This window comes from Paludibacterium sp. (genome assembly GCF_019232825.1).
In the GTDB taxonomy this organism is placed as follows: domain Bacteria; phylum Pseudomonadota; class Gammaproteobacteria; order Burkholderiales; family Chromobacteriaceae; genus Paludibacterium.
Genome location: NZ_JAFAND010000062.1, coordinates 25,203 through 38,383, shown reverse-complemented (window position 1 = coordinate 38,383; position 13,181 = coordinate 25,203). Strand labels below are relative to the sequence as shown.

13 protein-coding genes, 4 tRNA genes and 1 riboswitch are annotated in these 13,181 nt (G+C 61.7%); of the genes, 9 read left to right on the top strand and 8 right to left on the bottom strand.

Annotation, left to right across the window (positions count from 1 at the left end; translation table 11 throughout):
- Nucleotides 1–203: 203 nt before the first annotated feature.
- Genes JOZ06_RS08175 through folD form a run of 3 tightly spaced genes read right to left on the bottom strand, consistent with a single transcriptional unit; the run spans nt 204 to nt 2,619 of the window.
- Nucleotides 204–857, bottom strand: coding sequence for a hypothetical protein (locus tag JOZ06_RS08175; RefSeq protein WP_293231141.1), 654 nt, complete (start codon nt 855–857; stop codon nt 204–206).
- On the bottom strand, nt 854–1,717 hold the full coding sequence (purU, locus tag JOZ06_RS08170; RefSeq protein ID WP_293231137.1) for a formyltetrahydrofolate deformylase: 864 nt from the start codon (nt 1,715–1,717) through the stop codon (nt 854–856). Before purU ends, JOZ06_RS08175 begins: the two co-directional genes overlap by 4 nt.
- 23 nt (nt 1,718–1,740) lie before the next feature.
- Nucleotides 1,741–2,619, bottom strand: a complete 879-nt coding sequence (folD, locus tag JOZ06_RS08165; protein WP_293231135.1) for a bifunctional methylenetetrahydrofolate dehydrogenase/methenyltetrahydrofolate cyclohydrolase FolD — start codon at nt 2,617–2,619, stop codon at nt 1,741–1,743.
- Nucleotides 2,620–2,734: 115 nt separating this feature from the next.
- Between folD and JOZ06_RS08160 the strand changes: the two genes are divergently transcribed.
- The 7 genes from JOZ06_RS08160 (at nt 2,735) to JOZ06_RS08130 (ending at nt 5,155) form a co-directional block, all read left to right on the top strand.
- A tRNA-Pro gene (locus JOZ06_RS08160) sits at nt 2,735–2,811 on the top strand.
- Between the two features lie 20 nt (nt 2,812–2,831).
- A tRNA-Arg gene (locus JOZ06_RS08155) sits at nt 2,832–2,908 on the top strand.
- A 32-nt stretch (nt 2,909–2,940) separates the two neighbouring features.
- Nucleotides 2,941–3,016, top strand: a tRNA-His gene (locus JOZ06_RS08150).
- A gap of 49 nt (nt 3,017–3,065) precedes the next feature.
- Nucleotides 3,066–3,141: transfer RNA gene (locus JOZ06_RS08145), tRNA-His, on the top strand.
- A 237-nt stretch (nt 3,142–3,378) separates the two neighbouring features.
- On the top strand, nt 3,379–4,035 hold the full coding sequence (locus tag JOZ06_RS08140; protein WP_293231132.1) for a GntR family transcriptional regulator: 657 nt from the start codon (nt 3,379–3,381) through the stop codon (nt 4,033–4,035).
- A 132-nt stretch (nt 4,036–4,167) separates the two neighbouring features.
- The gene (locus JOZ06_RS08135) at nt 4,168–4,656 is read left to right on the top strand and encodes a winged helix-turn-helix transcriptional regulator (RefSeq protein WP_293231129.1); all 489 of its coding nucleotides are present in this window, start codon (nt 4,168–4,170) and stop codon (nt 4,654–4,656) included.
- Nucleotides 4,657–4,669: 13 nt separating this feature from the next.
- Entirely contained in the window at nt 4,670–5,155 is a 486-nt protein-coding gene (locus tag JOZ06_RS08130) for a YbaK/EbsC family protein (protein ID WP_293231128.1), read from the top strand.
- Here the strand turns inward: JOZ06_RS08130 and JOZ06_RS08125 are convergent.
- The 4 genes from JOZ06_RS08125 to JOZ06_RS08110 form a co-directional block, all read right to left on the bottom strand.
- Nucleotides 5,112–5,687, bottom strand: a complete 576-nt coding sequence (locus JOZ06_RS08125; protein ID WP_293231125.1) for a GNAT family N-acetyltransferase — start codon at nt 5,685–5,687, stop codon at nt 5,112–5,114. The two genes, JOZ06_RS08130 and JOZ06_RS08125, sit on opposite strands and share 44 nt — an antisense overlap.
- 71 nt (nt 5,688–5,758) lie before the next feature.
- Nucleotides 5,759–6,706, bottom strand: a complete 948-nt coding sequence (locus JOZ06_RS08120; protein ID WP_293231122.1) for an ABC transporter ATP-binding protein — start codon at nt 6,704–6,706, stop codon at nt 5,759–5,761.
- Nucleotides 6,690–8,222 (bottom strand): iron ABC transporter permease, encoded by a 1,533-nt coding sequence (locus tag JOZ06_RS08115; RefSeq protein WP_293231119.1) that lies wholly within the window; start codon nt 8,220–8,222, stop codon nt 6,690–6,692. Before JOZ06_RS08115 ends, JOZ06_RS08120 begins: the two co-directional genes overlap by 17 nt.
- A 1-nt stretch (nt 8,223) precedes the next feature.
- Nucleotides 8,224–9,237, bottom strand: a complete 1,014-nt coding sequence (locus JOZ06_RS08110) for a thiamine ABC transporter substrate-binding protein (RefSeq protein WP_293231116.1) — start codon at nt 9,235–9,237, stop codon at nt 8,224–8,226.
- Between the two features lie 36 nt (nt 9,238–9,273).
- Nucleotides 9,274–9,368, bottom strand: a riboswitch (TPP riboswitch).
- Nucleotides 9,369–9,555: 187 nt separating this feature from the next.
- On the opposite strand from JOZ06_RS08110, the gene JOZ06_RS08105 reads away from it, so the two are divergent.
- Nucleotides 9,556–10,383, top strand: a complete 828-nt coding sequence (locus tag JOZ06_RS08105) for a hypothetical protein (RefSeq protein ID WP_293231113.1) — start codon at nt 9,556–9,558, stop codon at nt 10,381–10,383.
- Nucleotides 10,384–10,660: 277 nt separating this feature from the next.
- Here the strand turns inward: JOZ06_RS08105 and arcD are convergent, their stop codons facing one another.
- The gene (gene arcD, locus JOZ06_RS08100; RefSeq protein ID WP_293231110.1) at nt 10,661–12,112 is read right to left on the bottom strand and encodes an arginine-ornithine antiporter; all 1,452 of its coding nucleotides are present in this window, start codon (nt 12,110–12,112) and stop codon (nt 10,661–10,663) included.
- Nucleotides 12,113–12,238: 126 nt separating this feature from the next.
- Here arcD and JOZ06_RS08095 point away from each other — a divergent pair, with 126 nt between their 5' ends.
- Nucleotides 12,239–13,132: a LysR family transcriptional regulator ArgP gene (locus JOZ06_RS08095; RefSeq protein WP_293231107.1), complete on the top strand. Its 894-nt coding sequence runs from the start codon at nt 12,239–12,241 to the stop codon at nt 13,130–13,132.
- Nucleotides 13,133–13,181: the final 49 nt, after the last annotated feature.

Below are 13,181 nucleotides of genomic sequence, written 5' to 3'. Positions count from 1 at the left end.
GATGCAGCGCTAGAAGCGCGTCCCGCCGCAGTGTCATTCACTGCAAGGGGCAAGCGACAACGCGATGCGCCGGCTGATACCGGCCCCGAAGGGCTGGCCATTTACCAGGCCAGCGCAGTTCACAAATAGTTTGCAGACAGGCCCTAGATGGTGGTGCACTGCCTTCGGCGAGTGCACCCTACATAAAGGTTCGTCCCGTTGCGTCAGGGCATCACCGCCGGCGCCCCGTCGGACTGGCTTTGATCCGAGTCACCGCTGCTGCTGCCCTCGGCCGGCGCGCTGCTGTTGTCATCCGCATAGCCGGCAAAGGGGTTCCACGCGCTAGCGGGCGACTCGACCCACCCCATGCGGCTCGTCAGATACCAGGCGCCCTGCATCAGGAACGCAGAGCACAGCGAGAATACCAGCACGCCGATCACCGCGCGCAGCCGCCCCTTGCCGGACACCCGCGCCAGCGCGTGCGCCAGCACCAGTAGCGAATACACCATCAACAGCATCAGCGAGCCGTCCGACACATCGGCGGGCAGCCAGCTCAGCAAGGGCTGCAACAGCTGCAGCCCGCTGCCCAGCACGCAAATCGCCAATAGCGGCCGGAAGAAACGCAACGGATTCACCCGCAGCCACAGGCCGATGAACGGCACGAACAGCAGCGTCTCCAGCCAGTTATACGCCACGCAGAAGCCGACGCGACCAGGCAGGTACAGGCCGAGCTCGGGCGAGCCACCGCTGGTGACGAGCCCCAGAAAGGAAATCAACAAGGCCAGCTGCCACCACGGATAGCGGTAGTCCAGCAAGGACTTGACACGGAAACGGTACAGATCGATGGCGTCGCCCAGCATGCGCATATTGGAACTCAATCAAAAATCACAGTTTTGTTGCCATAAGAAAGGATGCGGCGGTCCAGATGCCAGCGCACGGCGCGTGACAGCACCACTTTTTCCAAGTCCCGCCCTTTTTGAATCAGGTCGGCGACGTCGTCGCGATGCGAGATGCGCGTCACCTCCTGCTCGATGATCGGCCCGTCGTCGAGCACCTCGGTCACATAGTGGCTCGTGGCGCCGATCAACTTCACGCCGCGCGCAAAAGCGCGATGGTACGGCTTGGCGCCGTCGAAAGCCGGTAGAAAACTGTGGTGGATATTAATGACGCGGTTACGGTAGCGCGCGACGAACGCCGGCGACAACACCTGCATATAACGCGCGAGCACGATCAAATCGACTCCGGCCTCGTCGAAGAGACGCCATGCGGCGGCCTCGGCCTCGGCCTTGTTGTCCTTGGACACGGGAATCAAGTGAAACGGGATGCCGTTGAAATCCGCCAACGCGCGGCAATCCTCGTGGTTGGCGACGATCAGCGGAATCTCGCAGTTGAGCTCGCCAATGCGCCAGCGATGCAGCAGGTCGGCCAGACAATGCTCATAGTGCGACACCATGATGGCCATGCGCGGCTTTTTGCTCGACAAGGAGACGCTCCACGTCATTTGATGCTCGGCGGCGATCGGTTGGAACGCCGCGGCGAAATCCTCCATCGGCAGCGTAAAGCCGTCCAGCGACCACTCGACCCGCATCAAGAACAATTGTTCGCTGTCATCCTGATGCTGGTCGGCATGCATGATGTTGGCGTTGTAGGTCATCAAAAAATTGGCGATCGCCGCGACCAACCCCTGACGATCGGGACAACTGATCAGCAGGGTGGCGGAATGTTTGGCATGACTCATCGTGAAGGGGTCTCTTTGTCGTTTTATCCGTGTCGTGCAACATTGCCGCTCGGATCACGTCGCTCGGCGGCTTCCAAAATATTTTGCATCAGGCTCGCGATGGTCATCGGCCCCACCCCACCCGGCACCGGCGTGATGAAGGCCGCGCGCGCGCTCGCGGCGGCAAAGTCCACGTCGCCGCATAACGTGCCGTCCGCGAGCCGGTTGATGCCGACGTCGATGACCACCGCGCCGGGTTTGATCCAGCCGCCCCGGATCAGGCCGGGGACGCCGGCGGCCACGACCAGAATATCGGCACCGGCCACTTCCGCGGCCAGGTCCGCCGTAGCGCGATGGCAAACCGTCACCGTGGCGCGCGCGAGCATCAGCTCCAGCGCCTGCGGCCGCCCCACCAGATTCGAGGCGCCGACCACCACCGCCTTTTTACCGGCCGGGTCGATGCCGTAGGCCGACAGCAGCGTCATCACGCCACGCGGCGTGCAGGGGCGCGCGAGCGGCATTTTCAGCGCCAGCCGGCCGATGTTGTACGGGTGCAGCCCGTCCACGTCCTTGGCCGGATCGATGCGCTCCAGGAAAGGCTGCGGCGCAAGGTGCGCCGGCAGCGGCAATTGCAGCAGAATGCCGTCGACTGCGTCGTCGGCGTTGAGCCGGTCGATGAGGTCCAAGAGTGCTTGCGGCGGCGTATCGGCCGGCAGTTCATGCCCGAAAGCGACCACGCCGGTCTGTTCGCAGGCCCGTTTCTTGCCCCGCACATACGACGCCGAGGCAGGGTCGTCGCCCACCAGGATGAAGGCGATGCCTGGCGCGCGCTTGCCCGCCGCCAAACGTTGTGCCACACCCTGCCGCACCGCCTCGGTCACTTGTGCCGCGATGGCTTTGCCGTCAATGCGCTGAGCTGTCATACCCCATCCTGAATAAGCTGAATAACGAACTACTCATTTTCGCATTTTTACCCCCCCGTACTCAACGGGTATTGACAGTACAAGTCCCGATCCGTATAGTTGCCGACTCTGTAGTCGGGGCGTAGCGCAGTCTGGTAGCGCACCTGGTTTGGGACCAGGTGGTCGTGAGTTCGAATCCCACCGCCCCGACCAGAACGAGCAGCCGACACAACGTGCCCGTAGCTCAACCGGATAGAGCACCGGCCTTCTAAGCCGGGGGTTACAGGTTCGAGTCCTGTCGGGTGCGCCAGGTGACAGAGGCAGCAGTACCGTTTTTCAGTGGTGGATGTAGCTCAGTTGGTAGAGTCCCGGATTGTGATTCCGGTTGTCGTGGGTTCGAGCCCCATCATCCACCCCAGAGATTTAGCCGTTACTGGCCCTATTGGCCGTAATGCACCGTTTCGACGGTGGATGTAGCTCAGTTGGTAGAGTCCCGGATTGTGATTCCGGTTGTCGTGGGTTCGAGCCCCATCATCCACCCCAGTAAGCATCGAAGCCCCGCGCAATATGCGCGGGGTTTTTCGTTTTCCGCCCAGAAAAACGATCACGGCCGGATAAAGCGACACTTTACGGCCCGATCATGGGCAATTACCTGTTTTTTCACCTTTTTGTCACTTTGCGCTTGCGGTCTCTTGTCTGACGCCATGCGCCCCGTATATTCTGTTGCCATAAAACATACCTAAATTAATGGACTGACCGCTAGCCTTCCCCATGAACACCATGCAGCCGATCAAACGCCAAACCTTGACCAGCGCCGTCACCGAATCGCTGCGCCAGCGTATCCTGTCGGGCGAATTCGCCGACGGCCAGCAGTTGCGCCAAGAGGCGCTTTCCAATGAATACGGCGTGAGTCGGGTGCCGGTACGCGAAGCATTGCGTCAACTGGAAGCCGAGGGACTGGTGCAGATCATCGACCATAAGGGCGCGCTGGTTTCCAAACTGTCGTTCGAGGATATCCGCGAATTGCTCGATATCCGCGCACTACTCGAGAGCGAGCTCTTACGCACGTCGGTGCCCCATCAAAGTCAGACCGATCTGAATCTGGCCGAAACGACGCTGAAGGAATTTGAACTGGCGTTGAAGAATAATGACGTGCGTCATTGGGGCGAACTCAATGCCCGCTTCCACATGGCGCTCTACCGCAGCGCCAAGCGCCCGAATACCCAGGCGCTGATCGAGCAGCTGCACAACAAGACCGACCGCTATACCCGCATGCAGATCCTGCTCACCCAAACCATGGAGCAGGCGCACGCCGAACATACCCAGCTCTTGGCGCTGTGCCGTGCCGGCAAAGCCGATGAAGCGGCGGCCTTCATCCGTTTTCATATCCTCTCGGCCGAAAACGCGCTGGAGAGCAAACTGCAAGCGCAGTCGTGATCCCTCGCGACACCCATGACAAAAACCGCATACTAGGCATTTAAAGTATTATATTGATTTAGATACAGTGCATTTACCCAACGTCCAATTGGGAATCAATATATTCAACCACCGCAGGGGTGCACGACCCGTATGAGAAAAAAAACCACTGCCGAGCGCATCTTCGACAAGATCGATCTGAGAATCCTGCAGCTATTGCAAAACAACGGACGGATCTCGCTCACCGATCTTGCGGAGAAAGTCGGGCTCTCCACGACCCCGTGTACCGAGCGGGTACGCCGCCTGGAACGCGAAGGGGTCATCGAAGGCTATTTCGCCCGCCTCAACCCGCACATGCTCAATGCCAGCTTGCTCGTGTTCGTCGAGATTAAGCTGTCCGCCAAATCCGGAGACATCTTCGACGCCTTCCGCCGCGAAGTGCAAAACATTCCGGAAATTCTCGAATGCCATCTGGTATCCGGCGAGTTCGATTATCTGATCAAGGCACGCATTCCCGACATGTCGATGTATCGCGAGCTCCTGGGCAATATTCTGCTTAAATTGCCGGCCGCCAATGAGTCGCGCAGCTATGTGGTCATGGAAGAAATCAAGGAAACGCTGTCGCTCGCGGTTCAAGATTAGGGTCTATTCACCGATGAGTTTAGCCTCCGTCCGCGCCGAGTTCGCCCATCGTCAGATCGAGCTCGACATCATCGAATTGTCCACCAGCACCGCCACCGTATCCCTGGCGGCCGAGGCGCACGGCGTCGAGCCGGGACGCATCGCCAAAACCCTGGCCTTCCGTCTCGGCGACGAACGCGTGGTGCTATTGGTGGCGCGCGGCGACGCGCGCATCGATAACCGCAAATTCAAGGCGGCGTTGGGCAAAGGAAAGATGCTTGGCGCGCACGAAGTGGAAATGCTGACCGGACATCCGGTGGGCGGCGTCTGCCCGTTCGGGCTCGCCGAACCGCTGCCGGTTTACCTCGACGTCTCGCTCTGCGACTTCGACACGGTGATGCCGGCCGCCGGCGGCACCCATACGGCAGTGCGCGTCGCCCCGGCGCGATTGCAGGAAATCGTGGCGGGAACCTGGGTCAATGTGTGTCAAACGCCGCAGACGGCGGATCCGACGGATTAAGTAAGCAGAAGCTCTCCAAATCCCAGTAGCGTTGCTGCCAGAAGACCAGCCCGAGCCGCGCCCCTTCCCGCACGAAACCCACTTTACGCAGCAGGGCGACCGACGCCGTGTTTTCCATGTACACCAGCGCCTGAATGCGGTGCATCGGCCCCGCCAGCGCGCCGCACCAGGCAAAGGCGACCATCGTTTGCAACGTTTCGGTCATCAGCCCGCGGCGCCAGTAATCGGGGTGCAGCGCATAGCTGATGCCCACGTTGTGCCACTGCCGATTGATGCCGTCGAAACTGAACGTGCCCACCGCTTGGCCGCTCTCCTTCAACCTCAGCACCCAGGTCGCGCCCAGGTCGAGTTGGCGCATCTGCCCCTGAATGTCCAGCCAGTACTGCGCATGGGCGGTTTCGGTCATGCGGTCCTGACCGAACAGCCGCACCACGTCCGGGTTGCTATAGAGATGGAAGATCGTGTCCAGGTCGCTTTCGCAGAGCGGATCGAAACGCAGGCGAGCGCTATCGAGGGTCGGGATAGGTGTCATGCTCCCAGGCTAGCATCGCCGTTGCCGACCATGTTCGACAAACGATTAAGCATTGTTGAGGCGTGAGCGACTCAAACGAAGTCGATGAAGGCCGTCGAATCGACCGCCAAACCGACGCTCGCTCCCGGAGCGAGTTGCGCGCGCCAGGGAGACGCTTCGCGCGCGGACAAGTGCAGAATGTAGGTCTGCCCGTCCTGCGACAATTGCAGCCGCATGCCCTCTGCCAGTGGCGTCATCGTCTCGACGCGCGCCGCCGGCGCCGACGCCGACAAGCGCAACGCCGTTTCCGGCAACGCCCAGCGTTCGCACACGTTGTCGAAACCGATGAAGCGCGCCACCCAAGCATCCGCCGGGGCCGCCAGCAATCCGGCCGGTGTGTCGCATTGACGGATGCGGCCTTGGTGCAGTAGCGCGATGCGATCGGCCATGGCAAAAGCCTCTTGGCGATCGTGCGTCACCAACAGCGCGCTGATGCCCTGCGCGCGGATGCGCTGGCCAAACTCGGCCTGCAGCGTCAGACGCAGGTGCGCATCCAGGCTGGAGAACGGTTCATCCAAGAGCAGTAGCCGTGGCGACGTCACCAGCGCGCGCGCCAGCGCCACGCGCTGCGCCTCGCCCCCGGACAATGTGCCCACCGCGCGGGTGTCGTAGCCGGCAAGCCCCACCGTGGCTAAAATCGCCCGCGCCGCCTCGCGCGCGGCGGGCTTGGGCATGCGCCGCTCCACCAGACCGAAACAGACGTTGTCGAGCACATTCAGATGCGGAAACAGCGCAAAATCCTGGAACATCAGCGCGAAATGACGCGCCTCGGGCGGTACGCGCGCGAGGTCGACGCCGGCGAAGCGGATCGCCCCGGCGTCCAACGGCTCCAACCCGGCGATCATCTTAAGCAAGGTGCTCTTGCCGCAACCGCTCGGGCCGAGCAATGCCACGATCTCGCCCGCACCGACGGTCAACGACAGCTCATGCGCCAGCCATTGCCGTTCATAGCGCTTCGAGACCTTATCGACCTCCAGCATCGCGCGCCTCCTCCCGCTGCCATTCGATCAACACAAATGCCAGCATCGCCAACAACATCAACAGGCAAGACAGCACCAGCGCACTGTCCTGGTTCATCGCCCCCGGCCGTCCCAAACGCTGATAAATCAGCGTCGTCAGCGTCATCCACTCCGGCCGCGACAGAAACAGCGTCACCGCGAATTCGCCCAACGCGGTCGCGGCGGCAAAGGCCATGCCGCGCCGCAGCGCCGGCGCCGCCAGCGGCAACAGCAGTCGCCAAGTCAGGCGCCAAGGCGAAGCGCCCAGCGTGCGCGCCGCCTGCGGCAGATGCGCCGGCACGGCGTCGAGCGACGCGGCCAGTCCGCGCGCGATGAACGGATAGGCCAGCAGGGTATAGGCGCCGATCAACAGCACCAGGCTCGCGGACAACCCCGGATACAGCAGCAACAGGCCGAACGCCACGCAGATGGGCGACAACGCATAGGGCAGAAAAGCCAAGGTGCCGAGCAGCACGCTGCGGCGCATGGCAAAGGCGTGCGCCAAGCCGAACACGCAGGCGCCGGCAAGCGCGAGCGCGGTAAAGCGGGCGGTGTTGGCCAGCGCGCCCCACACCTCGGGATCGGCCAGCGCCTGCCAGGCCGCCCCGGCCCATAGCGCGCGCCAGGCGATCGCCGCGAGCGGCGCCAGCGCCAGCATGGCCGTCAGCCCCATGGCCAGCGCCAACAGCGCGTATTGGCGCCAGCCAGTGGGGGCGCTACGCGGCAGCGCCATGCCGCGCAGCGGCCGCGCCAGTATCCGCTCAAGCCAGGCATAACCCAGCGCCGCGAGGCCGGTAATCGCCAGCACGGTCAGCGCCAAGGCGCTGGCGTCCCCCAGATTCAGTTCGTAGGCCACGAGCGTATAAATCTCCACTTCGACCGTGGCATACCGCTGGCCACCCAGAATCAGCGCCAGACCAAAGCCGGAAAAGCAGTAGAGGAACACCAGACAGAGCGCCGAACACACCCATGGCAAGGCCCCGGGCAGCTCGATGCGCCAAAAAACACGCCAGGGCGAAGCGCCGAGCGTGCGCGCCGCCATGATCCGGCTGGCCGGCAAGCGCGCAAACCCCTCTTGCGCCGAGCGCACCAGCAGCGGCAGGTTATAGAAAAGGTTGCCGTACAACAGCAGCCACGGCGTATCCTGCCCCATGACGCCGGTCACACCCTCGGGACCGAACAGCGCCAACACGCCCATGGCGGCCACCAGCGTCGGCATGACGAAGGGCAGCATCATCAGCCGCATCAGCCAACGTCGGCCAGGAAAGTCGAAGCGCGCCAGCGCCCAGGCGATCGGCAAACCGAACAGCAGCGCCAGCGCGCAGGTCGCCAGCGCCTGCGTAAACGACCACAGCAGCCGCCAACGATAGTAGGGGTCGAACAAAAAGGCCGGCGACAACGTGCCGGCCCCCTCCGCCATCAAGCGCGCTAGCGGCGCGCCGGCCAAAGAGAGCAACAAGGCCAGCGGCAAGAGCGCCAGAACGCGCGTTGAACGCATGTTACTTGAGCACCACCTGCGTCCAGCGCTTGACCCAATCCTGACCCTTGGCGCGGATCTCCTGCGCGCTCGGCGTCTGGTGCGCCGCCGGCTCCTTGGCAAACGAGAACACCGGCGCAAGCGGCGTGCCCTGCATCACCGGATACATCCACATCTGGGTCTGCAGGTCTTGCTGAACCGGCTTGGAGCGCAGGAAAGCGATGAATTTCTCCGCCGCGGCGCGCTCATGTCCGCCCTGGATCAGCCCAGCCCCCTCGATCTGCTGGTATACCGCGCCCGGCAACGGCAGCGTGCCCACCGGCGACTCGGTAATCTTCACCTTGCTGAACGCGACTTCGGCCGCCGGGTCGGTGGCATAGCTCAGCACGATCGGGCGGCCGCCGCCGTTATGCGAGAAATCGGTGTTGTAGGCGATGCCCCAGTCCTTGACCACCTTGACGCCATTGCCGCGCAGCTTGCGCCAGAAGGCAAAGGCGCGCTCCTCGCCCATGGCGTGGATGGTGGAAAACAAGAAGGCCTGTCCCGGGCTCGACGTTGCCGGGTTCTCCACCACCAGCAGATCGCGGTAAGCCGGCAGCGTCAGATCGGCGAGCGACTTCGGCAGCGGCAGATTGTGCTTGGCGAACCACGCCTTGTCATACACCAGGGTCACATAGCCGTAGTCGGTGCTGACAAGCCCGCCAGGCAAGCTGTAGCGCGCCTTGCGGCCGTCGCTCTTGAGCGTCGAGGGCGCGATCACGCCGGCTTCCTCGGCCTTGCCCGCCAATGAATTATCCAAGCCGAACACCACATCGGCGATCGGATTGGCGCGCGTCAGAATCAGCTTGTTGAGCATTTCGCCGGCGTCACCCGCCTTGATCAGTTCGACCTGAATGCCGGTCTGCTTTTCAAAATCGGCCAACAGCGGCTTGGACACTTCGAAGGAGCTGTGCGTGATCACGCGCAAGCTGTCGGCTTGCGCGCCTAGCGCGACGCCGAAAAGAGAAAGGGCAAGGCAAAGACGGCGAAATTTCATTCGGACACTCTCCACGAAACGGAAGCAGCGCCGGCGTTACGCCCGACATCACGCTCCCTCCGCTGGTACGAACCAGATCAGGTAATCAGGGACTCTCTCAGCCGCGCTTAGCGGCACCCCCGGTGACAGGATGCATTATACATGGGCAAAAAATCACCGCATGAAGATATTTATGTCGCGCCGTTGTCCAATATCCAACGTGTTTTCGGTTTTATTTGCAAATTGCTTTTTAACCTTTCATTTTTAATGCAGGATAGAGGCCTAGATCAAAATGCCATCCACTGGGCATGATCGTGCCCTTTCAACTACCGGTTGGTCATGAATACACCTTCAGCCGAACACGCGGCACCGCAGGTCGCGGAAGCCACCGAGGTCAAAGCGCCGGAAAGCGAAACCGCGCTGGCCAACATCGCCATGCCGCTAGGCGAAAGCATTCTCAAGATTCAGCGCGAAAACGGCCTGCTGATGTACGGCATTTTGCAGCGTAACCGGGCGGTCACCGGCCAATCGGATTTCTTCCGTGTGCAATTTCGCGGCTACGCCCTCAATACCAGCGGCAGTTGGAGCAGCTTTGCCGAGGATGAGGCGCGTTTCCATGGCAGCCGCAACTGCGCCTGGGCGCGCGTCGACCACCCAAGCCGCGCGATCACCTTTGGGCCCAAGGCGGGGCTAAACATCACCGACACGCTCGCGGGCACAGGGCTTGACGATTTTCTGTTCTCCATCGTGGTCGCCTGGGCCAAAGCCACTTACGGCGACTACAGCGCGAGCCCCGGCATGCTGATGATCCAGGCCGGCACCAGTGAAACCGAAAAGCTGCACAAACAGGCCTTTTTTGCCAAACAAGGCTTCGAGTTCGAATGGCGGGACGAACAGCAACGCTCCGGCATCTACTACAAAGACAAGGTCGGACGACTGATCGGTGTCTGCGAATCGGCGATGATCACCGAATTTGGCGGCGAATCGATGCTGCAGACGCTAATCAAGCAAGATCAGGATAGGCACGAGATGCAGCAGCATCTGTCCAAGATCGAATCGATGAACAACGCCGTGCACCAAGCGCTCGACAAGGAACGCCACACCACGCAAGCGCTGGCGATCGCGCTCGGCGTGGTCATTCTCATGGGGCTGTGGGCGGTACTCTAAAAGACGGGGAGTAGGGAGTGGGGCGTCGGGAGTAGTAAAAACCGCTAACCCTGCTTGCGGTCTTTTACTGCGGGAGTAACAGCAACACCTTGAAAGCGGGAGTGGCGCTAGCTTTTACTCCCGCCGTTTAAGGTTTTGCTTCTACTCCCGCGTTGTAAACGTGCGTTGCTGCGCGAACGCACGCTACTCCCCACTCCCTACTCCCTACCATAAAAAAAGCCGCGGCACGGGCCGCGGCGAGGGAGCAAAATTACCAATTACTCTACTTGAGGTACCATCAGTTCAGGCTGATCTTGCCTTGCGCCACCATGACGCAGGCGATCACCCCCAGCACGGCCATAAACAGCGCCAGCACCAGTTCGAACCCCTTGAACGGCTTTTCGCCGCGTTCCCACTTGGCCCACCAGTAGAAGGCGATGCCAGGGGTATACAAAATCATCGACAGGAACAGATACTTCAGCCCGGCCGCGTAGATCAGCCAGACGCAATACCCGGTGGCCAGCACGCCGATCAGCATGTCGCGGTTGCGCGCCATCGTACCGGCCGGATAGCCTTCGCCGCGCAGCGCCACGAGCCAGGCATAGCCGCCGCACAGCAGGTAGGGGATCAGCACCATCGAGGTCGCCAGCGACAACAGCGCCAAGTAACCGGCAGAGCTATACAGCGTCACCAGCAGCATCACTTGAATCAGACCGTTGGTCAGCCACAGCGCGTTGACCGGCGACTGGTGGCGGTTAACCTGGCCGAACATCTTGGGGAAAACGCCGTCGCGGGCGCCCAGGTAGGGAATCTCCGCCGGCAACATGGTCCAGGCCAGCAGTTCGCCGCCGACGGCAATCACCAGACACGCGTTGATCAAATCGGCGCCCCAGGGGCCCACCACATGCTGCAGCACACCCGCCGCAGACGGGTTCTTCAACCCGGCGAGCTCCGGCTGGCTCATGATGCCGAGCGAGAGCACCGACACCGCCACCAACAGCACCGAGGTCAACAGGAAGCCGACAATGGTGGAGCGGCCGATATCGGACTTATTCAGCGCCCGGGTCGAATACACGGTCGCGCCCTCGATGCCGATATAGACCCACACCGTCACCAACATCGCGCCCTTGACTTGATCGAGCACCGTACCAAGCTTCACGTTGCCCCAGAAATCGGTGGAAAAGGTTTTGACGTTGAAGGCCAGGATCACCACGATCACGAACAGAATCAGCGGCAGCACGCGCGCGATCGTGGTCAGAATATTGACGAAGGCGGCCTCGTGCACGCCACGCATCACCGTCCAGGTCAACAGCCACAAGAGCACCGACGAGGCCAAAATCGACTGCCAGTTATTGCCGTCGGCGAAGAAGGCGAATGGCTTGAAGCCGGCGAGCGCGGAGAACATCACCACGAACAGCGACACGTTACCGACCCAGCCGGACATCCAATAACCCCAGGCCGAATTGAAGCCCATGAAATCGCCGAAGCCGGCGCGCGCATAGCCGTAGACCCCGCCCTCGACCTCCGGCTTGCGGTTGGACAGATTCTGGAACACCAGCGCCAACATCAGCATACCGAACAACGTGATGCCCCAGGCGATGAGCACCGCCGCGGAACCCGAGGTGGCGGCCATGTTCTGCGGTAGCGACAAAATGCCGGCGCCCAACATGGAGCCCATCACCAGCGCCGTCAGCGCCACAAATCCAATCTTTCTCGCGCCACGGTCTGGCACGGCTGCGGTGTCCGTCATTTGTCGACCCCCATATTCTTCGTTATTCATCGGCGCTCTGGTAAAACAGCGTCCTCTAATAATCTAAACGACTAATATACTTGTTGTACAATTCATTATTCTGGATATGGATTAGAGGAGCTAATCGTGGCGCTTCGCATCGACTACAAGCATTTGGCGGCCCTGGACGCGGTGATTCGCGAGCAAAGCTTCGACAAGGCGGCCAAGCGTCTGCATATCACGCAGTCGGCGGTATCGCAGCGGTTATCGCAGTTGGAGCAAAGCGTCGGTCAACGGCTGCTGACCCGGTCGCTGCCGATGGCGCCGACCGCGCAAGGCGAGCACCTACTGCGTCACGCCCGTCAGGTGGCATTGCTCGAGCATGAGCTGGCACAGAAGATGAAGGCCGACGCCGACAGCTATCAGGTCGTCGCCGTCGCGGTCAGCAACGACACGCTGGCATGGTTCGTACGGACCTGCATGCAATGGATTCCCCACTCTCCTCGCAGCTTGCTGCAGGTCTACGTCGATGACGAATCGCGCACGCAGCAGATGATGCGCAACGGCACGGTGCTCGGTTGCATCAGCCAACATGCCGCCGCCCTGCCCGGCGGCGAGGTGACCGAGCTTGGCGCCATGCGCTTTTATTGCGTGGCCACGCCGGACTTTGCCGCGCGCCATTTCCCCGACGGGCTGACCGATGAAGCGCTTGCGTGCGCGCCCGCTGTCCTCGTCAGTCATGACGATCCGCTGCATTTCGATTTTCTCGCGCAACAGCACCCCCGCTTTACCGGCGCGTTTCCCTTTCACCTGATCCCATCCATCAACGAATTCGTCGACGTCATCGCGGCAGGCGCCGGTTTCGGCCTGGTATCCAATCTACTCATCGGCGAGCGGCTGAAGCGTGGCTTGCTCGTGGACCTGAGTCCGGCGCGGCCGTTTCATCTGCCGCTTTACTGGCATCGCTGGGCAATGGAAAGCGCGCTGATCAGCCGTCTAACCGAATCGCTCACCGCGGCGGCAGCGGGGCTGCTCGATTGAGACCCACAAACGCGCGCGTCACATGCTAGAAAGGAACGGGGAAGACATC